This is a genomic window from Paenibacillus sp. JL3B1040 (assembly GCF_057063165.1).
This window is the reverse complement of record NZ_CM169317.1, coordinates 62,792-87,573: the sequence shown is the minus strand read 5'-3', so window position 1 is coordinate 87,573 and position 24,782 is coordinate 62,792. Positions and strand designations below refer to the sequence as shown.

Sequence of the window (24,782 nt, the reverse complement as noted above, 5' to 3'; positions counted from 1 at the left end):
CGGACCGTTCGGTTGGAACGGCCGGGGGAAGGTCAAGCGCTCTCCCGCGGAACGATTAGGCTTCGAAATTGTACAACGGCGTGCTGAGGTAACGTTCGCCGTTACTTGGGATCACGGCGACGACACGTTTGCCTTTGCCCAGTTCCTTGGCCACCTTCAATGCGGCAAACACCGCGGCGCCAGAGGAAATGCCGGACAGGATGCCTTCCTCTTTCGCTACCGTACGCGCTTGTTCGAACGCTTCTTCGTTCTCGACATGAATGATTTCATCATAAATTTCACGATTCAAAATTTCCGGAATGAAGTTCGCACCCAGGCCTTGGATTTTATGCGGGCCCGGTTTGCCGCCGGCCAGAATCGGCGATGCCGCCGGTTCAACCGCGTAGATCTTCAGATCCGGGAACCGTTTCTTCAATACCTCGCCAGCGCCGGAAATGGTACCGCCCGTACCGATCCCCGCAACGAACGCATCCAGACGTCCGTCCAGCGATTCGATCGCTTCAACGATTTCCGGTCCGGTCGTCTCGCGGTGAATCTTCACGTTCGCTTGCGTTCTGAACTGATCCGCCAGGAAATAATCCGGATTCGCCGCCAGCAGCTCCTCGGCCTTCTTCACCGCGCCGTTCATGCCTTCGGCTCCCGGCGTCAAGACAAGCTCCGCCCCGTATGCGCGCAGCAGGTTGCGGCGTTCCAAGCTCATCGTCTCCGGCATGACGATTACGGCTTTATAGCCCTTCGCCGCCGCTACCATCGCCAAGCCAATCCCCGTGTTGCCGCTCGTCGCTTCGATAATCGTGCCGCCCGGCTTCAGCTTGCCGGCCTTTTCCGCTTCTTCCACAATGCTGATCGCAATCCGGTCCTTTACGCTGGAGCCCGGATTTTGGTATTCCAGCTTCACATAGATTTCAGCGCTATCCTCCGGTACGACCCGGTTCAAACGGACCAGCGGCGTATCTCCGATCAATTCCGTTACATTGTTCACGACTTTTGCCATATCAAATATCCTCCCTTTGGATAAAAAATAACCCCGTCGATCTGGCTGCCCAAAAATGAAAGCTTAGACAATATAGGATGTGCGATTTATCGGCTTTCATTTATTTCCGAGTAATTAAGTTGGTTTTCTGATTATTATCTTAACAACCCCGATCGGAGTTGTCAAGAAAAGTCACAAAAAATACTTTGCCTCCAAGGTCTGTTTCACCTTATCCGCAAAGTACCTTTCGTCCCGTTTCGGCGAGTCCAGCCTTTTCGCTTATTTCTCCGCCTGAGTGATCAATCGATCGAGATCCTCGGGCGTAAACAAATACGGTTCGTTGCAGAAATCACAGACGACCTCCGTCTCTTTGTCCTCGTCCCGCAGTTCCTCCAGCTCCTTCTTGCCCAAGCTGATCAGCGTTCGCTCCACCCGCTCCCGGGAACAGTTGCAGGAGAACACGATATCCATTTCCTCCAGTACCTGCACGTCCGGCACGATCCGGCGCAGCATATCCTCGAGCTCCAATCCCTGATCAAGCAGCGTCGTCACCGGCGGAAGCTGGCCAACCGCCTTCTCGATCGAGTCGATGTCCGAATCGCTTAAGCCCGGCAGCAGTTGAATAATGAAGCCGCCCGCCACGATCACCGCGTTGTCCACGTCCACCAGCACGCCCAATCCGACGGCGGAAGGCGTTTGCTCCGATACGGCAAAATAATAGGTGAAATCCTCGCCCAATTCGCCGGAAATCAACGGCACGCTGCCGCGATAAGGCTCCTTGAGCCCCAAATCTTTCGTCACATGGATAAATCCATCCGTCCCGACAACGCCGCGCACGTCCAGTTTCCCCTGGCTGTTGCTCGGCAGATGCACATGCGGGTTCTTGACGTAACCGCGCACCTCGCCCTTGGCGTTGGCGTCGGCAATGATTTGTCCGATCGGCCCGTCGCCCTTGACTTGTACGGTCAGCTTCTCTTCGCCTTTAAGCATCGCGCCCATCATGGCGGCAGCGGTCACCGTGCGCCCCAAGGCGGCCGTCGCGGTCGGATAAGTATCATGCCGGCGGCGCAGTTCCTCCACGAGTCGGGTCGTCCGGACGGCGAAGGCGCGTACTTTCCCGCCTATGGCGATCCCGCGGATCAACCGGTCTTGCTTGCTGTTCTGGTCCATGATCGAAGGACCTCCCCTCGTTTCTTCTTATGAGGTAGTTCAAAAATCAGCAGTCCCTAGCTTCATCCGACCTGAAGCGTTTTGGTAAAACGCACTTCGGAAGCATAAGCTTCGGTCCTGAAAACCAAACTTTTTGAACTTGAACTATAACTTCTACCAGTATAACCATTACCCGCGTTATTGATTGCGTTCGTAAATGATTCGGAGCCCCTCCAAGGTCAGGCGCGAATTAACCTCCTCGATCGTCCGCGTTTCGCCGGCGATCAGCTCGGCTAATCCCCCGGTGGCAATGACCTTCGGTTTCGCGCCCATCTCCCGGGCAATCCGCTCTACAATGCCGTCAACCTGTCCGGCATAGCCAAAAATAATCCCGGCCTGCATCGCATGCACCGTATTTCGGCCGATGACTTTCCTCGGCTTTTCGAGCTCGATGCGCGGCAACTTGGAAGCGCGTTGGTACAGCGCTTCCGTCGAGATGCCGATGCCCGGCACGATCGCGCCGCCGAGGTAATTGCCTGCGGCATCGATGCAGTCAAACGTCGTGGCCGTGCCGAAGTCGACGACCACCAGCGGCCCGCCGTACTGCTCGATGGCGGCCACCGCGTTGACAATCCGGTCCGCTCCGACCTCGCGCGGATTTTCGTAGCGCAGGTTCAGGCCGGTTTTGATGCCCGGGCCCACAATCAGCGGCTTGTGCCGCAAATATTTCTCGCACAGCTCCTCAAGTACGTGCATGAGTGGCGGGACAACCGAAGAAATGATGACCCCATCCATCTCGCTCTCCCGGATGCCCACCATATAGAACAGGTTATGGATCAGGACCCCGTACTCGTCCACCGTTGCCTGGCGGTTCGTGCTGATGCGGAAATGATGGAGCAGCTCCTTCCCCCGGTAAATCCCCAGTACGATATTCGTATTGCCTACATCGACCACAAGGAACATCGCGTTCGTCAGCCCTCCTTTTTGCCGTTCAGATCCAAACTGATATCGAGGCTTTCAAAAGAATACGTCAACCGGCCGACGGAAATGACGTCCACGCCGCTCTCGGCAATGCCGCGGATCGTTTCCAGCGACACGTTGCCCGAGGCTTCCACCGTTACATGCGGCGCTTTGGCTTTGATGCGGCGCACCGCTTCCTTCATCAGCTCGGGAGCCATGTTGTCGAGCATAATGATGTCCGCTCCGGATTGCAGCGCTTCCTCGACCTGCTCCAGGCTTTCCGTCTCCACCTCGATGGTCATCGTGTGCGGAATATGGGTGCGGGCGCGGCTGACCGCCTGGGCGATGCCCCCGGCCCCTTTAATATGATTATCCTTGATCATGACGGCGTCGTACAGCCCGAAGCGGTGATTCGAACCTCCGCCGGTACGGACGGCATACTTCTCCAGCATCCGGTGGCCCGGCGTCGTTTTGCGCGTATCCACCAGCCGGGTCGGCAGCCCGCCAAGCGCCTCCACATAAGTCTTCGTGCGCGTAGCGATCCCGGATAAACGCTGCAGCAAATTGAGCGCCAAGCGCTCCCCGGTCAAAATGCTATGCGTGCTTCCTTCAACCTCGGCCAGAATCGCGCCTTTCTCGATCCGCTCGCCATCCTTCACGTGCGGCGTAAACGTCAGGTTCGGGTCGACGATCTCGAATACGAGCTGAGCCACCGGCATTCCGGCCACAACCCCGCCCTGCTTGGCGTGAATAATCCCTTTGGACTCATGGCCCGCAGGGATCGTTACTGCGGTCGTCACGTCCCCGGAGCCAACGTCCTCCTTCAGCCAGCCGCGGATGGCCTCCACGAGCCCTTCATTATATCCATTAAACATCATCGCTTATTTCCTCCAACATTCCTTGATCCCGCTGCCACAGAAGATGCTTGCGCCACTTCTCGTCGCTGCGCGCCGGGAAGTCTTCGCGGTAATGCCCGCCCCGGCTCTCCTCCCGGGCCAGCGCCGATTTGGCCAGCAGCAGCGCACAGGTCAGCATATTGGCGTATTCCCACTGGTCGCGGGTATGTAGCGCCTGGTCAAAAATCGCCCGGTGCCGCTCCAGCTCCTGAATGCCCTTGGCAAGCCCCTCCGCCGTTCGGCGCAAGCCGACGCGGCGCACCATCGTCTTCTGCAAATCCAAACGGCGTTCCGCCAGCGAGGAGGGGGCCGGAGCCTGACGGCCGGCCCGGTAAGAGACCGTCTCGCCGGTCCGGGTACGCGGCGGCAGCTCCCGGATCCGCTGAATGATCCGACGGCCGAACACGATCGCCTCCGAGAGCGAGTTGCTGGCCAACCGATTGGCGCCGTGCACGCCGGTCGAAGAAACCTCCCCGCAGGCGAACAAGCGGTGCACACTGGTCTCCCCGTGATGGTTGACGCGGACGCCTCCCATCATATAATGCGCAGCCGGAGCGACCGGAATCCAGTCGGACGTCAGATCGAGCCCGTAGCTCAGGCAGGTTTCGTAAATCGTCGGAAACCTTGCGCGCACCTTCTCCGGATCCTCATGCGTGATATCGAGGTAGACGATGCTTGCGCCCGTCGCCTCCATTTCGCTGACAATGGCCCGGGCTACGATATCCCGGGGGGCCAGTTCCAGCAGCTCATGGTATCTGCTCATGAACCGCTCGCCCTTGATATTGCGCAGCACGGCCCCTTCGCCGCGCACCGCCTCGGAGATTAGAAACCGCGGCGCCCCGGGGTAACATAACGATGTGGGATGAAACTGAATAAACTCCATATCGCGGAGGAGCGCCCCAGCCCGGTAAGCGATGGCGACCCCGTCGCCCGTAGCCACCTCGGGATTGGTCGTATAGCGGTATAGCTGCCCGGCTCCCCCGGAGCACAGAATCGTCGCATTCCCGCGCAGGAACACGCGCTGCCCGTCGGGCCGCTGTACAAGCGCGCCCAGGCATTCGTCCTCCTCCGTAATCAAATCGATCACATAATGATTGTCCCAAACCTCGATGTTGGGATGGGCTCCCGCCTGCTCGGACAAGGCCCGCACGATCTCATACCCCGTCGCGTCCCCATGGGCATGCAAAATGCGGCGATGGCTGTGCGCTCCCTCTTTCGTAAGGGCAAGCTCGCCGTTCTCCAAATCGAAGGCCGTGCCCAGCATCATCAGTTCTTTTACGCCTTCCGGCCCTTCGTTGACCAGAATATCGACCGCTTCGGACGAGCATAAGCCTGCCCCGGCCAGCAGCGTATCCTGACGGTGATAGGCGGGGGAATCGTCCTCGGAAATTACGGCGGCAATGCCGCCCTGCGCATAGCGGGTATTGCTCTCCATCATTGTTTTTTTCGTGATCAGGATCACGCGATCTTTTTCACTTGCTTTAATAGCGGTAAAAAGCCCCGCAATCCCCGAGCCGATCACGATCACATCCGTATCGACAACCGGCAGCCGGCCTGCCTCGAAATCAACCAAATATTGTGGAATCACGATCGTCACCTATCTTGGACAAGAGAGTAGCGCATGCTACTTGACTTGTAACATGCGCTCTAAGGATAATCTGGCTTTGTCGGCAACGACGGGCGGTACGTAAATTTGCGGCTGCATCGTTTCCAGGCATTTGACCAGTTTCTTCAGGTTGTTGACTTTCATGTTCGGGCAAACCAGGAACTTGGTGGCAAAATGGAATGTCTTGTCCGGGCTGTCCTTGCGAAGCTGATACCCGGTTCCGTCTTCCGTGCCGACGATAAACTCCCGAGCGGACGAATTTTTGCAGTATTCCAAAATCGCCGTGGTACTGCCCACGAAATCGCCCATCGCCACCACTTCCGGACGGCACTCCGGATGCACGACAAACTCGGCGTTCGGGTATTTCGCTTTCATCTCAACGACGTCCTTGACCGTCAACATATCATGCGTGTTGCAGTAGCCTTCCCAAATGATCAGCTTCTTGTCGGTATGTTGCTGCACATAATGGCCAAGATTCTTATCCGGTACCCAGATGATTTCGTCCGCATCGACGGAATTGATCACCTTCACCGCGTTCGACGAGGTGCAGCAGATATCCGTCTCCGCTTTGATTTCCGCGGAAGAGTTAATGTAGGTTACCACTTTGGCGTTCGGATGCTGGGCTTTCAGCTTGCGCAAGCCGTCGACGTTCACCATGTCCGCCATCGGACAGCCCGCGCGCTCGTCGGGAATCAGCACCGTCTTGTTCGGCGCCAAAATCTTGGCGCTCTCGCCCATAAAATGCACGCCGCAGAACACGATCGTCTCCGCCTCGGTCGAAGCGGCCTTCTGGGCCAGCAAAAAAGAATCGCCCCGAAAGTCGGCAACCTCTTGGATCTCATCCCGTTGATAATAATGCGCCAGTATGATCGCGTTGCGTTCTTTCTTGAGCTGAACCAGCCTTTCCCGCAATTCGCGGTTCATTTCGGCTTTGCGCTCAAGCGCTAGAGCCTCCACTTGAATTCCTCCCCCATAAGCTCATGTGTCGTTGTTGCTGTTCAACCCGGAGCTTGGCTCTCTATCTCTTCGCATCGGCCGGGTCTCCTGCTGCGTTGTATGGCTATCCTGCGTGAAACGGCAAGAACGTATTAAATTTCACACGGTGTTTATCAACTAATTTACACAAGGTGAAAGGCACTGTCAATGCGCCGTCTGTTTGCGTATAGCCGCAATTGCCATTGATTTTCAAGGAAAAATCAGGATTAACGGGGAGATTCGAGCGTTCGCGATTATCTAAAATTTTTGGTACATCTCGTCCCGAAAGAACTCTAACGCTGACCAGAACTCTTATATTGGCGAAAAGAGAGAATTTGCATTTTCTAACGCTTGTCATCGCGCTTATCCGTCCCATATTCCCTTCATTCGGATGAAACTCCGCAAATAAGCTTCGCCATAAGCTAAGCGTTACAACTCTCAATCCCCCCGCTTGAGTCCAAATAACTTCGCTGACAAGCGTTAGCCTAGCCATTCATGCCGACCTTACCTTGTTGGGATTAAAAAAACCGGGAAACGTGACGTTTCCCGGTTCAGGTCTTTGTTGATATGGTTTAGGCGTTTGGTTTGCCTCCATCGTTGTTTGAATCCTTGTCCTCGTCGGCCGAACCGGCTTGACCCGGCGTATCGCTGACGGTGCCTTGCGGTGCGTCGACGACCGGATCATTCGTCCGATCGCTGGCGGTGCCGCCCGGAACGTCGTTCGGGATGTCGCCAGCCGGAGCGGCAGGTGCCGGATCCTCGGCTTTGCCTTGGATGCGGACGCGAACATCACCAACGCTGTCGATCGCCACTTTACCCGATTCCGAAGAACCGCTGCCGTCGTCTTTGCCGTCTTTCTTCAGGTTGCCCAGCGTGCCGGTCTCGATCAACGACTTGATTTGATCCAGCTCCAGCGTCTCGACCTCAAGCAGCGTTTCCGCAATAAGGTGAACCTCCTTGGCATGCTCGGTTAGGAGCTGCTTACAGCGTTCGTACGATTCGCTGATGAAGCGGTGCATTTCCTGATCGATCTCGTAAGCGATTTGATCGCTGTAGTTCTGTTCGTGGCCGATATCGCGGCCCAGGAACACCTGGCCTTGCGACGTACCGAACTGCATCGGTCCAAGCTTCTCGCTCATCCCGTATTCAATGATCATGCTGCGCACGATGTTGGTTGCCTGCTGGAAGTCGCTGTAGGCCCCGGTCCCGATTTCGCCGATGAACAGCTCTTCGGATACGCGGCCCCCAAGCAGACCGGTTACCCGATCCAGCAATTCGTTCTTCGTCGCCAGCATGCGGTCTTCCTTCGGCAGCATAATGACATACCCGCCGGCGCGGCCGCGCGGAATGATCGTCACTTTATGCACCATGTCGGCATGCTCCAGGAAGTAACCCACAATCGTATGGCCCGCTTCGTGATAAGCCACGATCCGTTTCTCGCGGTCGCTGATCACGCGGCTGCGTTTCTCGGTCCCGACGATCACGCGGTCGATCGCTTCGTCCACTTCCGTCATGGAGATATCTTTGCGGTTCCGCCGTGCTGCGAGGAGCGCCGCTTCATTCAGCAAGTTCTCCAGATCGGCACCGGTGAAGCCGGTCGTACGCTTCGCGATGACGTCCAGCTTGACGTCCTTGGTCAGCGGCTTGTTGCGCGCATGCACTTTCAACACCGCCTCGCGGCCCTTCACATCCGGACGGTCAACCGTGATCTGGCGGTCAAAACGTCCCGGACGCAGCAAGGCCGGGTCCAGAATATCCGCACGGTTCGTTGCGGCGACGATGATGATGCCCTCGTTGCCGCCAAAACCATCCATTTCCACGAGCAATTGGTTCAATGTTTGTTCGCGTTCGTCATGCCCGCCGCCGAGTCCAGCGCCCCGCTGACGACCAACTGCGTCGATTTCGTCGATAAAGATAATACATGGTGCGTTTTTCTTCGCATTTTCAAACAAATCCCGGACGCGGGATGCCCCGACCCCGACGAACATTTCCACGAAGTCGGAACCGGAAATGCTGAAGAACGGAACTCCGGCTTCGCCGGCTACCGCCCGAGCGAGCAAGGTTTTACCGGTACCCGGAGGGCCCACAAGCAAAACGCCTTTCGGAATTCTTGCACCAACCGCGGAGAATTTCCGCGGATCTTTCAGAAACTCAACGACTTCCACAAGCTCTTGCTTCTCTTCATCGGCACCCGCGACATCTTCGAACGTAACCTTCTTCTTCTCTTCATTATAAAGGCGCGCCCGGCTCTTGCCGAAGTTCATCACTTTGCCGCCGCCGCCCTGCGCTTGATTGAACAGGAAGAAGAACAGGATGAACATGATCGCAAGCGGAACGATCGAGGTCAGGAAGGTAAGCCAGATGCTTTCCCCCTGCATCTTCTTCCATTCCACACTAAAACCGTTCTGGTCGCTATAAGCGATAATTTCCTTGACGACGTTCTCATCAAAAGGAACATATAGTGAGAAATTCTTCGTCTTGTCGTTTTCGTCAGCTTCCTTATACTTACCGGTTACCAGATAAGCGTAACCGTCAAATTTCACGGTTAGATCAGCCACATTGTTATCTTTGAGTTCCTGACGTAATTCCGAATACTTAGGGGTGACGGTTGCTTCTTGTCCGCCATTGAGGAATTGGACGATGCCCACCACGACTAAGAAAAGTATTAAATAAAAACCAGAATTCCGGATGAACCGATTCATCCCCTACCTCCTCTCAAGACCTTAAGTTATTTTACCATAGCCAATCTCGCCATTTCAAAAATCCGCCAAGGATGGTCCCTCGTCCATGCGAACGACGAAATCAACTGGTGTAGATTTCCGGCTTCAATACTCCGATGAATGGGAGGTTGCGGTATTTCTCGGCATAATCCAACCCGTATCCGACAACGAAAGCGTCCGGCAGAACGAATCCCGACAGGTCCGCTTCCAAATTCACCGTACGCCGCGCCGGTTTGTCGAACAGCGTTACGATTTTTACGGATTTCACCTTGCGCCGTTCGAGAACGTCGATCAAGTAGCTGAGCGTCAGCCCGCTATCGATAATGTCCTCCACGATCAGGATATCGCGGCCTTCCACGGAGTTATCCAGATCCTTGATAATCTTGACTTCCCCCGAAGAACGAGTCGAAGCCCCATAGCTGGAGACGGCCATGAAATCAAGCTCGATCGGCACGGTGATTTCCTTGACCAGGTCCGCCATGAAAATAAAAGCGCCCTTTAAAATGCAAATCACGAGCGGATTGCGTCCTTCGTATTCCGCGCTCAACTGCTTGCCCAGCCAGGCGACCTTCTCCTGAATTTGTTCTCGTGTAATCAAAACTTCCTGGATATCGTTTAGCAAAATAAGTGAACCTCCTACGTTATACTATGAATGCCGGTCTTTCGCTAATCCTCAAGGTACGAACGGTTCTCGGCACGAGTCAGAACCATATGCACGACGGAAGTCGTGCGCGGGTTCACCGCGGCGACCGCGGAACGGCGAACGCCGGGAATCCATAGGATCCGGCCTGCGGCATCCGTCACAATCGGGATGCGGGAGCGGAGGGATGGAGGTATTTTCGCATCGATGAAAATATCTTTTACCTTTTTGCTGCCGTTTAATCCCAAAACCTTCATGGTATCTCCCGGAAGCCGGGAACGCACGGTAAGCGGATAGACCAGCTCATCCGCATCAAATTTCGCTTCGTCGTTATTGCCCTCTGCCTTTGCGAGAACGCCCTCCCTGCCGGACCCAAGCCGCGCCATTCGCAAGCTCTGGCCCGTGCCCTTGATCGGCACTACCGCCGGAAATTGTTCCACCAGATATGTATAATGAGGAATCCGACTTTCCGCAGCTGGGGGGATAAAGCGGATCGCGCCGTACTCGCGTACGCACTTGACGCCGCAGCCGAGATCCAGGCTCCACGTTGTGGGCTGATCCTGAATCGTCCCTCGGCGAATGGCCTCAACCTTCACAAAATCGCCATCCTCCGTGCTTAAAGGCAGATAATTTAATATTAGTTTAATCAACCTCCGTTGTAAAGCAACATGTAAAACGGCGAAAAGCGGAGCCGATAACGAGAGAATTCCGCCGTCTTCCGTCCGCACGAGGTCGGCAAATGCCTTGGAGGCTTCCACCTGCAGATAATCGTCCTCCGCCGCAGACAGCTCCGCCAACCGGTTCAGCGATTCCGCCAACTGACCATTATATTGCCCCAAAAAAGGCAACACATCCAGCCGGACCGAATTTCGCGTAAGCTCCGTGTCCAGGTTGCTGCTGTCTTCCACGAAAGAAAGCCCCGATTCGCGGCACGCCCGGAGCAAATCCGTCTTGTATATACGAAGCAGGGGACGGATAAGTTCCACATTTTTTTCCCGGCGTTTGGGTCTCATGCCGGACAACCCGGACGGGCCGCTCCCGCGGAGCAGCCGCATCAGCACCGTCTCAGCCTGGTCATCGGCATGATGGGCGAGCGCGATGGACGATGCCCCGCAGCGCTCCGCCACCTGATGCAAGTATTCGTACCGTTTCTCCCGGGCCGCCAGCTCCAGGCTTTTTCCCGTTTCCTTCATATAGGCCCGCACATCGGCATGTCCCAGGTCAAAGGGGATACCGAGGCGCCCGGCCAGCTCCCGTACAAACTTCGCATCCCGGTCGGCTTCGTCTCCGCGCAAGCCGTGATGAAGGTGGGCGCATATCAATCGCAGACCCAGTTCCTTGTCCGCGGCGATTTCCTTCATTATATGCAGAAGCACCGTCGAATCGACCCCGCCGGACACCGCCACGACGATCATGTCCCCGGGGGACCATAACCGCTCTTGCCGGCCGAGGCGCCGAACCTGCTCCGTCAATCGGTACAACGTGGATTCTTTCATCGGCATCCCCCTTCCCTCGAAAATGAGCGCGCCCTTGGTGCCATGTGAGTTAGTTCGTAAACGTAACGGACCGTAATGATCTTATTTACCCATTTCCCGGCGATTTCCCAACCTAACGGACTCAAGTAGCCTTAAGGGGCCTCTCAATGGACCCGTTTGCCGCTATTTTCCGAAATAAGGTCTCCTCAGTCCGTAGGAATCGGAGGGGCCATTATCACAAACCAATAGCGTCTCTGGTGTCCGTTAGCTGCGGAAGGCGGGTCGCTAGAACCTTAGTGTCAAATAGAGCGCGCAGGCGAGCAGCGTCAGCGACACGGCAAACGCGCCGACGATCCAGCCCGGTGTGGCGGGCTTAGTCCGGCGCCGCGGAGCGAACCGGTCCGCGACCAGTTCCTTCCATAAGCGGCAGGCCTCCGCCGTATCGCGGAACTCCCCGTTCAAGGCCCGCTTCAGCCAGGCGCGGTACGGCGCCAGCACCTCGTGCCCATCCACGATGGCCAGAAGATCGCTGCGGCTGCGCGTCTGCGGCAACTGGGTGGCCGCCTTCTTCAGCGGGGTCTCGGCAAGCAGATGAATGCAGACGACCGCAAAAGAAAACCAGTCGTAGGCCGGATCCGCCGTACGGCTTCCGGCCCCCCAGAAGCCGCGGTCGTACCACTCCGTGAACTGCTTCACACTCCGTCCCTTGCCGGTGACCCCGCCGTAATCGATCAGTTCGACCTCGCCATAAGGGCCGGCAAGCACGTTCTCCGGCTTGAGGTCGCCAAACACCCAGCCGGAGTTGTGCAGCCGTCCGAGCTGCTGCAGCAGCTGGAGGCCGACCACGTCCAGCCAGCGCGCACCCCGCCGCGCCAAAAAAGCGCGCAGAGGTTCCCCCTGCACATAGCGCATGACATAGAAAGGAATCTCCCTCCCCTGGTAGGTGAAGTCGTCCACCTCCACCAGGTAATGGAGATCCCGTTCCGCCGCGCCCCGCCGCCGCCCTTGGCGTTGCAGCGCTTTCAGCACGTTGATCTCCGATTGGATGTCCAACGTATCAAAGCCCAGCTTCAGGGCGTACAATTTTCCGTTTTTCTCCCGTTTCACCAGGAATACGACGCCGTTGGCCCCTTGCCCCAGCAAACGCTGGATGACATACCGTCCGCCGTTCCAGCGTCCGGTAATCCGCGTTCCCTGCGGCAGGTTGATTTTAGACGACGTAGTCGCCGAGGATTCCATCTTGTCCCTCCGTCTTCTCATGCCAAGACTTACCACGTTCATTCAGTGTACCATATCGCATGAAATCCATCACCTTCAAGAGCGCCGGTCCCGTTGGCGTTGCCCCTCTCATGACGAGATGCTGGAAGATCGAACGCGCCGACCCCAAATCGCCGGTCCAGTCCACGTCCAGAACGGCGTCCTCTCCACTGTGCGAACCGGGAAAATGGAATACGGCCAGCCGGCTTTCCCCTTTCCGCGACCCCAGGCTCAGCATCATGTCGCGGATCGCTTCCTCTACGGCCCGCAGCTTCGGTTTCATGCTGGCGCTGGCATCGATCAGAAGCGCCACTTGAAGCGGGCTGCTCTCGCTCAGTTCGTCGATGACTTCCACGACCTGCGAGCGCGTCTCCGGCGGCAAGTCGCCGACCGTTTGATCGCCCAGAATCTGCTTGATCTCTTTATGAACCGCCTGCTGTATCGTCTGTACAACCGTTTTTCGGGTCAGCATTTGCATGGTTTGCGCCAGATTCTCCGTTCCGGCAATCCGACTCATGCCGCCGCCGGCCTTGGCGATCTCGGAAATCTCCAGGCTCCCCAGCTCTCCAATTGTACCGTAGTCGACGATGCCCACCACATTCACGGTGATCCCTTCCTGCCTGGCCAGCGCCGCGGCCATCACCGGGCTTTCTCCGACATTGGAACATCCGTCCGTAATCAACATGATCTGTTTCATCTCGTTACCCGCCCTTCTTAATAGATAGAGTTCGACATTCTCTTATCTATCATTTCCAGCGAGGTTCGAATTCAAACCGGATTGGCGAAGAGGGTTTGCAACAGCGGTGAAAGCAACTTTGATATAAATAAGAGGTTTTCGGAGGAAAAAAAAGAACCTGAGGTTCTCACCTCAAGCTCGCTTCTAACTCACTGTTCGCGGCCGCTCCAGCCGGCTGATGCCGGGGATGTGCAGCGTGGACCACTCGGGCCGCAGATGGTCGACGTTGGCGACGACCACGGTCATATCGTCGTGGATAATGTTCTTCTGGTACCGGATGACGGACTCCAGCAGGCAATCGGCGATCTCCTGCGGCTCTTCGGCCTGGATCTCCTGAATCAGCCGCTTGATCCACAGCTCCTTGTTGACCGCCGGCCCCGGCGCATCGTAGATCCCGTCGGTCATCATGATCAGCGTGTCCCCCGGATACAGCTGGACGGACACCAGATCGACCTCGATATCCTGGATGATGCCGATCGGCAGATTGCTGGCCGTGACCGGGATCACCTCCTGGCCCCGTTTGATGAAGCTTGGCGACGAGCCGATCTTCATGAATGTCGTCCGGGCCGTGTACTGATCGATCAGCGCCATGTCCACGGTCGCATACACCTCATCCGGCGAGCGCAGCATCAAAATCGAGTTGACCGATTTGATCGCCAGCGTCTCCTCCATGCCGGACTGCAGCAACTGCTCGAGAATGTTCAGCGCCGTGCTGCTCTCGAGCAGCGCCCGCTCCCCGTTGCCCATGCCATCGCTGATCGCCACGGCGAACGTCCCGTTGCCGAGCTCCTTGGCGCTGAAGCTGTCGCCCGAGAGCATGTCCCCGCCTTTGGCGGTGCCGGCAACCCCCGTCGTGATCTCAAATGCTTTGGCCGATCCGAACGTGACGGTTGCCAACCCTTCCTTGCCTCCGTGATGGATTTCATTCATTACCGCGATATGCTCACCCAAAATATCCGTCAGGAGCGGCCCGATAATCTTCCGGCATTCGTCGAAACCGCGGGTATACGCATGGACGATCTCAATCTCCACGTTGCCGTGGTCCAGACTGACGATATCGATGCTGTGAATGGACAGGCCCATTTTCTCCAGCGCCTCGCGGATTTGTTCCTCCTGCTTGTACATGGCTTGTCCTTCGCGCTGGATTTCCCGGGCCAGGTCCTCCATGACCTGCGAGACGCCCGAGAGCTGCTCGGCCACCAGCTGGCGGCTGTCGTAGATTTGCCGTTTCCAATGCAGATCATGCTGATACAGGTCGTATTCGTGTTTCATGATGTCCAGCACCTGGTCGGTTTTCGCACACAGCTTGCCCCACCTGGCCGGGAGCTCGGCGACGGTGATGTCCGGCTTCTCCTCGATCGCCGTCATCATCTCCGTCATCAGCTTGTACGTCTGATAGAACCGTCCGTCCCAACACGTGTTCCTACGGAAGCAAGTGGCGCAAGCTCCCTCGGCCACCGCGTTCATGAAATGGTCGATCTCCTCGCCGCGCTTGGCGATTTCCCCGGTGCTGGACACCTGTCCGAAGCTGCGCGCCAGCTGCTTGAAGACTTGGGAGAACTGCGCCACCCGACCGGCCGTAATGTCGCGTACCCGTTTGGCGTACTCATGCTGGGTTTTGGCATGCTCCTGCGTGCCGGGCACGTATTTGGCGATGACTTGGACCGTCTTTTTGGGGGTCAACAGAAAGAGCAGAACTGCAGCGCAGCTCTCCCAAGTGGAGGACATCACATCCGCCGGACCGGCGATGTAGATCGACAGAATCGACGAGCCGAGCAGCATCCCGAACCCAACGGCCCATTTGCGCCCTTCCCGCAGCATCCCGGCAAGCATCCCGGAGAACGCCAACAAGCTCATCTGGTACAGGGCCGACGTGTCCGCCAGACTTAAGATCAGCCCGGTTATTACGCCGACCGAAGCACCTAAAGGCGCACCACCCGCCAAAGCGAACAGCAGGATCAGGTATCTCGACAGCACATGCTCGGCCGATAACCCTTGGATTTCCCACCCGACCGTTCCGGTCATGACCGAAGCCAGCAGGATCACCAGGCATAAAATTTCCTCGCCGCGCAGCTGATAATGCTTCTTCCGGTACGTAAACACCGGGACCGCCTGGATGAAGACGAGCGTCAGGACAAAGCTCAGCAGCGCGTCCATCACGGTCATCGCCAGCGCGTACCAGGTCAGCGAAGGACCGATCACCGCCCCGAACATCCCGACGAAGAAGGTGCTCGTAAACACCATGATCGGGGCATAGGAAAGCTCCGCCCGTTCGAACGTCTCCAGCCCTTTTTGCAGCAAATAGAAGATCAGCAGCTCGACGGCAATTACTGCGGCATGGAGATGCGCATCCGGCGTCAGCAGCGCCCCTCCGACCATCGCTGCGCCTGCGATCCAGGCGATATCCCGCCGCATAAACAGAATCACCGCGAAGAAAGCAACCGCAAAAGGAGCCAGCTCGTCCAATATCGTCGCCCTGCCCAACAGGAAGCTCATCGCAAGAAGCAAGCCGTTCCACTTGTTGACCGCGAGCAACCGTCCGGCCCGCCGGATGACCGGCTGATCCAGCAGCATGCTCCGCCACGCCCCCTTGTCCCATGTCTTTGCCTTTCTCATCCCTGGAAACAGAGTGACATTCCACTTGTTCAACATCCTGGCACCGCCTTTTCCAAATTAATAAGGTATGTCCCATTATAGGAGGCCAGAACCGGAAAGTTTGTCAGATACCGGAGCAGGGGCCAAAGAAATTTCCGACAAATTGAGAGGGGGCGCCGACACGGCGCGAATGCAAGCCCCCCATAGCGATGGGCCGCATCAGGGGTTTTTATGTTCGCATCGAAGTTCACGGGCTTGGTTAGCGAAAAGCGGCCGTCCGAGCGCACTCTTCGTAAAAAACCGTAAGAACCTGTCGGCAAAAAGATCCGAGGCGACAAAAGATGCTTTGAGGGGAAGGTCAATCGCAAAACAAAACAAAAAACCGCAGGCGAGCGAGCCGCCTACGGTGGGTTTGATCGTTAAATTTTCAGGGATTACATTCGTTTGGCTCCGCGTCCTCCACGTTTGCCTTCCGTATTCTTCTTGAGCGAAGAAATGCGTTCCTCGCTATCCTTCAGGAAACGGGAGACTTTATCTTCGAAAGAAGCTTTGTTGGCTGGGGGCTTGAAGGAACGTCCTCCCCGGTCCCGGTTAAATCCGCCGCCCGGACGGTCTCCGTCTCTTCCGCTTGGCCGGTCCGGTCTCGGTGCGCGAGGCGGCCTGGCTTCGGCCGGTTTGTCAACAGCCTGCTTGATGGAAAGTCCGATCTTGCCGTCCTTATCGACATTGATCACCTTGACGGTAACCGTATCGCCGATCTTCAGATGATCGTTGACATCTTTAACGTAATTGTCGGCGATCTCCGAGATGTGAACGAGACCCGTGACACCTCCTGACAGATCCACAAATGCTCCGAAATGCGTGATGCCTGTCACTTTGCCTTCTAACTTGGTGCCCACTTCAATTGCCATAAAATAAAATGATCCTCCCTTAAAAATATACAGCCAGGCCTCGAAAATCATGACTGCGGTGATTTGATTATACCGAATGACGGATACAAGGTCAACAGACGGATGTCCCGTCAACCCGCATGGGGTCAGTCATTTCCGGCTTCGGACTCGGATACCCGAACCGGGATTTCGCCCGGTTTGTACAGACCGTATTTTTTCATGGCAATTTGTCCGATGTACTCGGGATCGTTCAGTCGGTTAATCTCATATTTGAGTTGGTTCAAGCTCTGTTCGCTGGCCGCCTTGGCAGCTTGCCGTTCCGCCAGTTGCTGAGATTTGCCGCCAATGTCCCCGGCTTGGGAAATATACGTGTACCCGGCCCAACCCATGAACAGGATCATGAATCCCATCCAGAGCCGCAGCCTGCGCTTGGCGAAAGCAGACCCGTTTCCGGAAGACGGATTGGAGTTGGATGGAGTCGGATTTGTCGACGCTTTGCGCATCAGGGCACCTCCCAGCGTTTATTCCTTGTTGAACCAACGTAACAGACGCAAAACGCGCTCCCGCCACACGGCCGCCCAACTCCGGATCTTGTCCCATCCTTGCGGAATCCGAAGCCTTGTCCATATAGGCCTAAACACCCATACGAGCAGCCTCCAGACCGGCAATAAGGTCACCCGGCCCAGGAACAGCAACACGACCCAAACGAATCCGAGCAGGACCCGGATCATTTTGACCAGCCATTGTAACGGAGCGATGATGATAATCTCGATCATTCGTACGATAAAGCGATAAATTTTGTTAGTTATCCTCATTAACATTAACACAAAACGCTCCGTGATAACACTGAGGAACAAAAAATAAATCCAAATACCTAAAAATAGGCCTAAAAAAACATAGAACCTAAGTTCCCCCTGGTTGCTGTGGTACAACGTGCGGAATACGAACAAAGCGGCAGCCAACCAGTAGAGCAAGTCGAGGGCATGGACGCTCCAGCGGGGAAACCGGAGTTGTCCCGAAACGACGCGGTAGCTGTCGAAGGCGATGCCCATGATCCCCCCGGAGGCCAGCATCCAGAGCAGGGTCGCCCATTGCGTCTCCAAATTCATCGGAACAGCTTGCCGAGCAGGCCCTTGCCGGACGAATTCGAACCCGGATCCAAATACGAAAGCGAGTTTACCGACCCCTCGATACTGACCAGCCCCTGCTCCAGGTTCAGGTTTTTGATATGTAAATTCTGCCCTCGTATCGTCAGATGCCCGAGTTCGGTCTGAAGCAGGAACTCCTCGCTGTCGAAGCTTTCCACATTGAGAACCCCCGAAATGTCCAGCAGCTTGCGATTTAATAGATGCAGCTCCTGATGCTTGGCTTTATTTGGTTCGACCATGGCATGTACCCCTCCTTCTTATCCTTAGCTTATGGACGAAAAATCGGCTTTAGAACAAGTTCCTTCCGGCTTATAACGTGATCTTCTTTACTGTCCCGGGAAACCGCTTTCAATTAGGATAAAAAGGAAGAGATTGACATCCGTTGTTGGAGGCGAATCCGCATGCGGCAACCCTTACCGAAAGGTTCCAATCCCGATCAAAAATACCGCCGGGAGACCGATTCGCTAGGAACCGAGGACATCCCGGCCGAGGCGTATTACGGCATTCATACGGTGCGAGCGATGGAGAATTTTCCGGTCAGCGGACGTCCGGCCCATCCCCGGCTGATCGAAGCGATCGCCTTGGTCAAGAAAGCGGCGGCTCGGGTTAACGGCAAGCTGGGCCTGATCCCGGCAGAGGTGGCGGAAGCGATTGAGTGGGCGTGCGACGAGATTGCCGGCGGCGCCTTGGCGGATCAATTTGTCGTCGATGCCCTGCAGGGCGGTGCGGGGACGTCCACCCATATGAACGTGAACGAGGTGGTCGCGAATATGGCGATCGAACAGCTGGGCGGGTCCAAAGGCGACTATCGGGTAGTCCACCCGCTTGACCACGTCAACCGCTGCCAATCGACCAACGACGTGTACCCCACCGCGCTCAGGATCGCGGCGATCCGGCTGCTGCGTCCCCTCAGCGACGCTTACGCTTCCCTGCAAGAGGCGCTGCAGGAGAAGGAGCAGGAATTCGCGGACGTGCTGAAGCTGGGGCGCACGCAATTGATGGACGCCCTGCCGATGATGGCCGGCCAGGGATTCGGCGCTTACGCCAAAGCGGTCGCCCGCGACCGGTGGCGGCTGTACAAGGCCGAAGAGCGGCTGCGCGAGATTCATCTCGGCGGCACGGCGATCGGCACCGGGTTGGACGCGCCCAAGGCCTACGTCTTCCAGGTGACCGACACGTTGCAGGCGTTGACCGGACTGGGCTTGGCGCGCAGCGAATTTCCGATGGACGGGACGCAGAACATGGACGTCTTCGTCGAGGTGTCCGGGCTGCTGAAAGCGGCAGCCGTGACCTTGTTTAAGATCGCCGGCGACCTGCGGCTGCTGGCGTCCGGCCCCGCCGGGGGCATCGGCGAATACGCGCTGCCCGCCGTCCAGGCCGGCTCGTCGATCATGCCGGGGAAGGTGAACCCCGTCATGGCGGAAATGGCCGGCCAGACGGCCATGCGGGTGATCGCAAACGACGCGGCGATCACCTGGGCCGCCGCCGGCGGCCAGCTCGAACTGAACGCGTTTGGCCCGCTGATCGCCGATTCCCTGCTGGAATCGCTGGAGATCCTGGGGCGGGCCGTCCCGCTGTTCGAGCAGCGCTGCATTCGCGGCATCGCCGTCAACGAGGGCGTATGCCGCGAGCATCTGCGGCGCTCCACCGTGCTGACCGCCGCGCTGGTCCCGCATCTCGGCTACGAGGCGGCCGCCGAGATTGCCGGGATCGCCCGGCGCGAAGGGCTGTCGGTGGAGCAGGTCGCCGTGGAAGGCGGTTGGCTGACCGCCGAACGCGCCGCGGCTATCCTGAATCCGCTGCAAGTTACGAAGCCGGGGATACCCGGCGAATAAGAGGGGGAACGCGAGATGAGCCTGAATGCTACGCCGCGCGGAGAGCGGACGCATATCGCCGTTTTCGGCCCGACGAATGTGGGAAAATCCAGCGTGGTCAACGCCTTGACGGGGCAGGAGGCCGCCGTGGTCTCGCCGGTGCGGGGAACGACCACCGATCCGGTGTACAAAGCGATGGAGCTGCTGCCGCTGGGACCGGTGGTTCTGATCGATACTGCCGGCCTGGACGATGAAGGGGCGCTGGGCGAGCTGCGCAAGCAAAAAACGCGGGAGCTCATCCACCGCGCTGACCTCGCTTTGCTGGTGATCGACGCTATGACGGGTCCCGACGACTTTTACCGGGAACTGCTGGCCGAGCTGAGGCAGCGGAACATCCCCGTCGTCGGAGTACTGAACAAAATCGATGCGGTCGCTGGGGTGGAGGCGGTTCTCGCTAGCGTGAAAACGCAGTTGGGCCTCGATTGCGTGCCGTTCAGCGCATTGGACGGCCGCGGCGTTCCCGAGCTGAAGCGGGCGATCGTCACGGCGCTTCCGCACGAGGCGGAGCACTTCCGGCTCGTCGGCGACCTTGTGGCGCCGGGGGATCTCGTTGTGCTGGTCGTGCCGATCGACAAAGCCGCGCCCAAGGGCCGGCTGATCCTGCCGCAACAGCAGACGATCCGCGACCTGCTCGAGAGCGACGCCATCGCTGTTGTCACGAAGGAGCACGAGCTCAAGGCGACGCTGGAACGGCTTGGGACGAAACCGCGCCTCGTCATCACGGACTCGCAGGTCTTCCTCAAAGTAGCTGCCGACACGCCGAAGGAAGTGCCGCTGACCTCGTTCTCCATCCTGTTCGCCCGGCATAAGGGCGAATTAGGCGAGCTGGTCCGGGGCGCGCGGGCCGTGGAGAACCTGCGGGACGGCGATCGCGTATTGATCGCGGAGGCCTGCACGCACCATCAGCAGTCCGACGATATCGGCACCGTCAAAATCCCGCGCTGGCTGCGTCAGGCCACGGGGAAACAGCTGCACATCGAGCATGTCTCCGGCTACAGTTACCCGCCGGATCTGGCCCGCTACGCGCTGGTCATCCATTGCGGCGCCTGCATGCTGAACCGCCGCGCTATGCTGCACCGCCTCGGCGAAGCCCAAGCGGCCGGCGTCCCAATCGTCAATTACGGCGTCCTGATCGCCTACCTTCATGGCGTATTCCCTCGCGCCATCGAGCTCTTCCCCTCCGCCGTGATGGCTTGGGAAGAAGCGGCTCGGGAGCCTCGATGAGAGAACTCGGGAATTGCCTTCGAGGCAATCCGGAACTCTAACGCTTGTCAGCGGCGCTATTTGGCCCAAAACGGGGGCTTGGATGGCGTAACGCTTATGGGAAAGCTTATTTGCCTGATTCGCCTCGGAAACGAGGCCATTCTGCCCAAATAAGCTCGCTGACCAGCGTTAGAAATGAAACTCCCCTCGTTTGGTCCCAATAAGCGTTCTGGCAAGCGTTAGACCGGGTTCACGCCAGCGAACCCGCGAACGCGAACAAATTCAGTGGTTCATTAACGACACTTGCACGTCCAGCATTGCTTTGGGATGGAGACGGACGAGGAATCCCAACAGTAATTCGGCGCCAAAAAGCCTTCAACGCCGCCACAATGGCGGAATTGAAGGCTTTTTTTGCATTCGAGCCTTCCCTGCTCGGCCTAGAACCGCAAATCCCGCTCGCCGTTCTGAATGCGCTGCAGGCGGTCGATGGTCACTTCGCGCGCGGACGCTTTGGGAATACGGCGGAGGTTGTTTTTGATCAACGTCGCACCCATCTGCCGGGCTTCGTCATCGCCGTAGTCCAACAAGTACTCCTGCAGGGTGAGCAGCGCGTTCGGATGGCAGACGTTATGGATCTGGCCCGATTTGGCCAGGCGCATAAAGCGGTCGCCCGTTCGTCCCTCGCGGTAGCAGGCGGTGCAATAGCTCGGGATATAGCCGTCCCGGCACAGCGACTTGATCATCTCCAGCGGCGAGCGGTGGTCGCCGACCTGAAACTGCGAGGAATCGCCGTGGGTTTGACCGCCTTCGTACGTATCCGTGTATCCGCCGACGCCGGTACAGGAACCCGCGCTGATCTGGGAGATGCCCAGCTTGATCACCTCGTCGCGGAATTCCGCGTCTTCCCGGGTGGACAGGATCAGGCCGGCATAAGGCACCGCCAGCCGCAGCACAGCTACGATCTTCTTGAACTCGTGATCGTTCACGAGATAAGGGAAGCTGTTCAGGTCGACGCCGTCCGCCGCCCGCAAGCGCGGTACGGAGACCGTATGCGGCCCGCAGCCGAATGTCGCTTCCAGGTGCTCGGCGTGCATCAGCATCGCGATCGTTTCATATTTGTGATCATATAATCCGTACAGCACCCCAACGCCGACGTCGTCGATGCCGGCCCGCATCGCCCGGTCCATCGCCGTCGTATGCCAGTCGTAATCGCGTTTCGGTCCTTTCTGATGCATGCGGCTATAGGTCGGACGGTGGTACGTTTCCTGGAACAGAATATAGGTGCCAATCCCGACATTCGCCAGCTTACGGTAATCCTCCTCCGTCGTGGCGGCGATGTTGACGTTAATCCGGCGGATGCTCCCGTTATCGACCTTCACCGAATAGATCGTTTCGATGCATTCGAGAATGTAGTCGATCGGACAATGCTCCGGATCCTCCCCGGCCTCCAGCGCCAGCCGCTTGTGCCCCATTTGCTGCAGCACCTCGACCTCCTGGATCAGCTCCTCCCGGTTCAAGCGCCGCCGGACCATCCCCTCATTGGACTGCTTATAGCCGCAGTATTCGCAGTTATTTACGCAGAAGTTGCTGACGTATAGAGGGGCGAACAACACGATCCGATTTCCGTAAATCCGTTCCTTTACCTCGCGTGCCGCATGGTAAATCTCTTCCAGCAGCACATCGTCTTCCACGTTCAACAAAACGGCGGCCTCCGCCGCGGTAATGCCTTTGGCGCTTCGGGCGCGTTCCAAAATGGCCAGCACCTTCTTGCGGTCACGAGCCAGCTGCGACCCGTAAGCAAGCGCCGATACGATGGTTTCGTCCCGGATGAAATCCGCCGCCGCTCTTTGTTCTGACCTGCTCATCCTAAATCCCTCCCTGTAAGATGCCAATATCACTTTATATGGCCCCTTCGAGACCGTTTGGACAACGCAACGGCGAACGACTAATAACGGGAGCGCACCAAATAGTGCGTGTGCAGGTACATATGGCTTTTGTGGCTGTTCGGCTTCTCCAAGAACTCGCGGTAAATTTGCTGAATATACGGGTTCTTGTGCGATTTGCGAATTGTGGACGCCTCGTCCTCGTCGTAAATCGCCTTGGCCCGTTCCGCCTTCACGTCGAGCGTATCCCGCTGGCGGGCATCCACAAAAGGCTGCCCGCCGCCGCAAATGCAGCCGCCCGGACAGGCCATCACCTCGATAAACTCGTATCGGCGCTGGCCGGACTGGATCATCGACATCAGCTTCCGGGCGTTGCCGAGCCCATGCACGACGGCGGTGCGAATCGTCCGGCCGTCCGGCAGTTCCACCGTCGTCTCCTTGATCCCGTCCATCCCGCGCACTGCGGTATATTCCACCGTCTCCAGCTCTTCGCCGGCAACCAGCTCAAACACCGTCCGCAACGCCGCTTCAGCCACTCCGCCGGTCGTCCCAAAAATAACCCCGGCGCCCGACGCTTCGCCAAACGGATTATCGAACGCCTCGCCGCGCAGGTTCGCAAAGTCGATGCCCGCCTCTCGGATCATCCGCGCGACTTCCCGCGTCGTCAGCACGTAATCGACGTCCTGCAGCGATTCGCTGGCCAGCTCCTCGCGTTGTCCTTCGAACTTCTTCGCCGTGCACGGCATGATCGACACAACGACGATGTTTCCCGGGTCAATGCCCATCGTTTGAGCGAAATAGCTTTTGATCATCGCGCCTTCCATTTCGTGCGGCGACTTGCAGCTTGACAGGTTATCCAGCATATCTGGGAAATAATGCTCCACGAACTTCACCCAGCCCGGACAGCAGGACGTCATCAGCGGCAGGTCCCGACCGGTCTGGAGCCGATGCATCAGCTCGGTCCCCTCCTCCATGATCGTCAAGTCGGCGCCAAAATCAGTGTCGAACACCTTGTTGAAGCCAAGCCGACGCAACGCGGCTACCATCTTGCCCGTCACGCGGGTGCCGATCGGCATCCCGAACTCCTCGCCCAAGGCGACGCGTACCGCCGGTGCCGTTTGCACAACGACGAATTTATGCGGATCGGCGATCGCCTGCCACACGTCACCCACATTCTCCCGCTCCTGCAATGCGCCGACCGAACAAGCCATGATGCATTGCCCGCAGTTGACGCAGACCGATTCGCCGATCGGCCGGCCCAAGGCCGGTCCGATGACCGTGTCGAATCCCCGGTTCATGAACCCGATCGCTCCCACGGTCTGCACCTCGCTGCAGACGGCAACGCAGCGGCCGCACAGCAGGCACTTTGAAGTATCGCGCACAATGGACGGCGATGAGATATCGAACGCCGACCGCGCTTTGCCCCCCGCATACCGCACATCGCGCACCCCAATCTGATTCGCTACCTCCTGAAGCTCGCAGGCACCGCTGCGCAGGCAGGAAGTGCACTCCCGATTATGATCCGACAGGATCAGCTCAACCGTTGTTTTGCGGGCTTTGCGCACCCGCGGCGTATTCGTCCGAATCCGCATGCCCTCCTCGGCTACCAGCGTGCACGAAGCGATCAGGCGGGGGCCCGATTCCACCAGGCAAACGCGGCAGCTGGACGGGTGGCTCGTGCCCTGCAGATGGCAAAGGGTCGGGATATGAATGCCTAATCCGCGGGCCGCTTGGAGCACCGTCGTTCCCTTCGGCACTTCCGTTTCCATTTCGTCAATCCATAATTTCACCGTATCCATCAT

General features: G+C 57.8%; 21 protein-coding genes. 2 read left to right on the top strand and 19 right to left on the bottom strand.

Going from position 1 to position 24,782, the window contains the following annotated elements:
* Positions 1-55: 55 nt before the first annotated feature.
* The 17 genes from cysK to yabP form a co-directional block, all read right to left on the bottom strand.
* Entirely contained in the window at positions 56-994 is a 939-nt protein-coding gene (cysK, locus tag ACZF99_RS00380; RefSeq protein ID WP_483608092.1) for a cysteine synthase A, read from the bottom strand.
* Between the two features lie 258 nt (positions 995-1,252).
* On the bottom strand, positions 1,253-2,143 hold the full coding sequence (gene hslO / locus ACZF99_RS00375) for an Hsp33 family molecular chaperone HslO (RefSeq protein WP_483608090.1): 891 nt from the start codon (positions 2,141-2,143) through the stop codon (positions 1,253-1,255).
* Between the two features lie 177 nt (positions 2,144-2,320).
* Positions 2,321-3,085, bottom strand: coding sequence for a type III pantothenate kinase (locus ACZF99_RS00370; RefSeq protein WP_483608088.1), 765 nt, complete (start codon positions 3,083-3,085; stop codon positions 2,321-2,323).
* An 8-nt stretch (positions 3,086-3,093) separates the two neighbouring features.
* On the bottom strand, positions 3,094-3,960 hold the full coding sequence (nadC, locus tag ACZF99_RS00365; RefSeq protein ID WP_483608086.1) for a carboxylating nicotinate-nucleotide diphosphorylase: 867 nt from the start codon (positions 3,958-3,960) through the stop codon (positions 3,094-3,096).
* Entirely contained in the window at positions 3,950-5,566 is a 1,617-nt protein-coding gene (nadB, locus tag ACZF99_RS00360) for an L-aspartate oxidase (RefSeq protein ID WP_483608084.1), read from the bottom strand. Before nadB ends, nadC begins: the two co-directional genes overlap by 11 nt.
* 36 nt (positions 5,567-5,602) lie before the next feature.
* Positions 5,603-6,541, bottom strand: a complete 939-nt coding sequence (nadA, locus tag ACZF99_RS00355) for a quinolinate synthase NadA (RefSeq protein WP_483608082.1) — start codon at positions 6,539-6,541, stop codon at positions 5,603-5,605.
* 103 nt (positions 6,542-6,644) lie between these two features.
* On the bottom strand, positions 6,645-7,052 hold the full coding sequence (locus ACZF99_RS00350; RefSeq protein WP_483608080.1) for a hypothetical protein: 408 nt from the start codon (positions 7,050-7,052) through the stop codon (positions 6,645-6,647).
* Between the two features lie 79 nt (positions 7,053-7,131).
* Positions 7,132-9,261, bottom strand: coding sequence for an ATP-dependent zinc metalloprotease FtsH (ftsH, locus tag ACZF99_RS00345; protein ID WP_483608078.1), 2,130 nt, complete (start codon positions 9,259-9,261; stop codon positions 7,132-7,134).
* Between the two features lie 100 nt (positions 9,262-9,361).
* Positions 9,362-9,901, bottom strand: a complete 540-nt coding sequence (gene hpt, locus ACZF99_RS00340; protein WP_483608076.1) for a hypoxanthine phosphoribosyltransferase — start codon at positions 9,899-9,901, stop codon at positions 9,362-9,364.
* Positions 9,902-9,945: 44 nt separating this feature from the next.
* Complete coding sequence (gene tilS / locus ACZF99_RS00335) at positions 9,946-11,415, bottom strand: tRNA lysidine(34) synthetase TilS (RefSeq protein WP_483608074.1); 1,470 nt, start codon at positions 11,413-11,415, stop codon at positions 9,946-9,948.
* 264 nt (positions 11,416-11,679) lie between these two features.
* A complete protein-coding gene (locus ACZF99_RS00330; protein ID WP_483612459.1) occupies positions 11,680-12,633 on the bottom strand; it encodes a protein kinase domain-containing protein in 954 nt (317 codons plus the stop codon).
* Complete coding sequence (locus ACZF99_RS00325; protein ID WP_483608072.1) at positions 12,605-13,348, bottom strand: vWA domain-containing protein; 744 nt, start codon at positions 13,346-13,348, stop codon at positions 12,605-12,607. Before ACZF99_RS00325 ends, ACZF99_RS00330 begins: the two co-directional genes overlap by 29 nt.
* Positions 13,349-13,531: 183 nt before the next feature.
* Entirely contained in the window at positions 13,532-15,961 is a 2,430-nt protein-coding gene (spoIIE, locus tag ACZF99_RS00320; protein ID WP_483612457.1) for a stage II sporulation protein E, read from the bottom strand.
* A gap of 455 nt (positions 15,962-16,416) precedes the next feature.
* Complete coding sequence (locus ACZF99_RS00315) at positions 16,417-16,893, bottom strand: S1 domain-containing RNA-binding protein (protein ID WP_059040379.1); 477 nt, start codon at positions 16,891-16,893, stop codon at positions 16,417-16,419.
* Between the two features lie 125 nt (positions 16,894-17,018).
* Positions 17,019-17,375 (bottom strand): FtsB family cell division protein, encoded by a 357-nt coding sequence (locus tag ACZF99_RS00310; RefSeq protein ID WP_483608070.1) that lies wholly within the window; start codon positions 17,373-17,375, stop codon positions 17,019-17,021.
* A gap of 18 nt (positions 17,376-17,393) precedes the next feature.
* On the bottom strand, positions 17,394-17,981 hold the full coding sequence (yabQ, locus tag ACZF99_RS00305) for a spore cortex biosynthesis protein YabQ (protein WP_483608068.1): 588 nt from the start codon (positions 17,979-17,981) through the stop codon (positions 17,394-17,396).
* Positions 17,978-18,259, bottom strand: a complete 282-nt coding sequence (yabP, locus tag ACZF99_RS00300) for a sporulation protein YabP (RefSeq protein WP_483608066.1) — start codon at positions 18,257-18,259, stop codon at positions 17,978-17,980. The genes yabQ and yabP overlap by 4 nt, the downstream gene beginning before the upstream one ends.
* 162 nt (positions 18,260-18,421) lie before the next feature.
* Between yabP and ACZF99_RS00295 the strand changes: the two genes are divergently transcribed.
* Both ACZF99_RS00295 and hydF read left to right on the top strand, forming a co-directional pair.
* Positions 18,422-19,855, top strand: coding sequence for an aspartate ammonia-lyase (locus tag ACZF99_RS00295; protein WP_483608065.1), 1,434 nt, complete (start codon positions 18,422-18,424; stop codon positions 19,853-19,855).
* A gap of 15 nt (positions 19,856-19,870) precedes the next feature.
* Complete coding sequence (gene hydF / locus ACZF99_RS00290) at positions 19,871-21,118, top strand: [FeFe] hydrogenase H-cluster maturation GTPase HydF (protein WP_483608063.1); 1,248 nt, start codon at positions 19,871-19,873, stop codon at positions 21,116-21,118.
* Positions 21,119-21,534: 416 nt separating this feature from the next.
* Here the strand turns inward: hydF and hydG are convergent, their stop codons facing one another.
* The gene (gene hydG, locus ACZF99_RS00285) at positions 21,535-22,962 is read right to left on the bottom strand and encodes a [FeFe] hydrogenase H-cluster radical SAM maturase HydG (RefSeq protein WP_483608061.1); all 1,428 of its coding nucleotides are present in this window, start codon (positions 22,960-22,962) and stop codon (positions 21,535-21,537) included.
* An 80-nt stretch (positions 22,963-23,042) separates the two neighbouring features.
* Positions 23,043-24,782 (bottom strand): NADH-dependent [FeFe] hydrogenase, group A6, encoded by a 1,740-nt coding sequence (locus ACZF99_RS00280; RefSeq protein WP_483608059.1) that lies wholly within the window; start codon positions 24,780-24,782, stop codon positions 23,043-23,045.

What these genes read in the sequence shown, in the direction of transcription:
- cysK (WP_483608092.1), bottom strand. Translation starts at nt 994, where the DNA reads ATGGCAAAAGTCGTGAACAATGTAACGGAATTGATCGGAGATACGCCG.
- hslO (WP_483608090.1), bottom strand. Translation starts at nt 2,143, where the DNA reads ATGGACCAGAACAGCAAGCAAGACCGGTTGATCCGCGGGATCGCCATA.
- ACZF99_RS00370 (WP_483608088.1), bottom strand. Translation starts at nt 3,085, where the DNA reads ATGTTCCTTGTGGTCGATGTAGGCAATACGAATATCGTACTGGGGATT.
- nadC (WP_483608086.1), bottom strand. Translation starts at nt 3,960, where the DNA reads ATGATGTTTAATGGATATAATGAAGGGCTCGTGGAGGCCATCCGCGGC.
- ACZF99_RS00350 (WP_483608080.1), bottom strand. Translation starts at nt 7,052, where the DNA reads ATGGCTAGGCTAACGCTTGTCAGCGAAGTTATTTGGACTCAAGCGGGG.
- ftsH (WP_483608078.1), bottom strand. Translation starts at nt 9,261, where the DNA reads ATGAATCGGTTCATCCGGAATTCTGGTTTTTATTTAATACTTTTCTTA.
- tilS (WP_483608074.1), bottom strand. Translation starts at nt 11,415, where the DNA reads ATGAAAGAATCCACGTTGTACCGATTGACGGAGCAGGTTCGGCGCCTC.
- ACZF99_RS00330 (WP_483612459.1), bottom strand. Translation starts at nt 12,633, where the DNA reads ATGGAATCCTCGGCGACTACGTCGTCTAAAATCAACCTGCCGCAGGGA.
- ACZF99_RS00325 (WP_483608072.1), bottom strand. Translation starts at nt 13,348, where the DNA reads ATGAAACAGATCATGTTGATTACGGACGGATGTTCCAATGTCGGAGAA.
- spoIIE (WP_483612457.1), bottom strand. Translation starts at nt 15,961, where the DNA reads ATGCTGCTGGATCAGCCGGTCATCCGGCGGGCCGGACGGTTGCTCGCG.
- ACZF99_RS00315 (WP_059040379.1), bottom strand. Translation starts at nt 16,893, where the DNA reads ATGGCAATTGAAGTGGGCACCAAGTTAGAAGGCAAAGTGACAGGCATC.
- ACZF99_RS00310 (WP_483608070.1), bottom strand. Translation starts at nt 17,375, where the DNA reads ATGCGCAAAGCGTCGACAAATCCGACTCCATCCAACTCCAATCCGTCT.
- yabQ (WP_483608068.1), bottom strand. Translation starts at nt 17,981, where the DNA reads ATGAATTTGGAGACGCAATGGGCGACCCTGCTCTGGATGCTGGCCTCC.
- yabP (WP_483608066.1), bottom strand. Translation starts at nt 18,259, where the DNA reads ATGGTCGAACCAAATAAAGCCAAGCATCAGGAGCTGCATCTATTAAAT.
- ACZF99_RS00295 (WP_483608065.1), top strand. Translation starts at nt 18,422, where the DNA reads ATGCGGCAACCCTTACCGAAAGGTTCCAATCCCGATCAAAAATACCGC.
- hydF (WP_483608063.1), top strand. Translation starts at nt 19,871, where the DNA reads ATGAGCCTGAATGCTACGCCGCGCGGAGAGCGGACGCATATCGCCGTT.
- hydG (WP_483608061.1), bottom strand. Translation starts at nt 22,962, where the DNA reads ATGAGCAGGTCAGAACAAAGAGCGGCGGCGGATTTCATCCGGGACGAA.
- ACZF99_RS00280 (WP_483608059.1), bottom strand. Translation starts at nt 24,782, where the DNA reads ATGATGGATACGGTGAAATTATGGATTGACGAAATGGAAACGGAAGTG.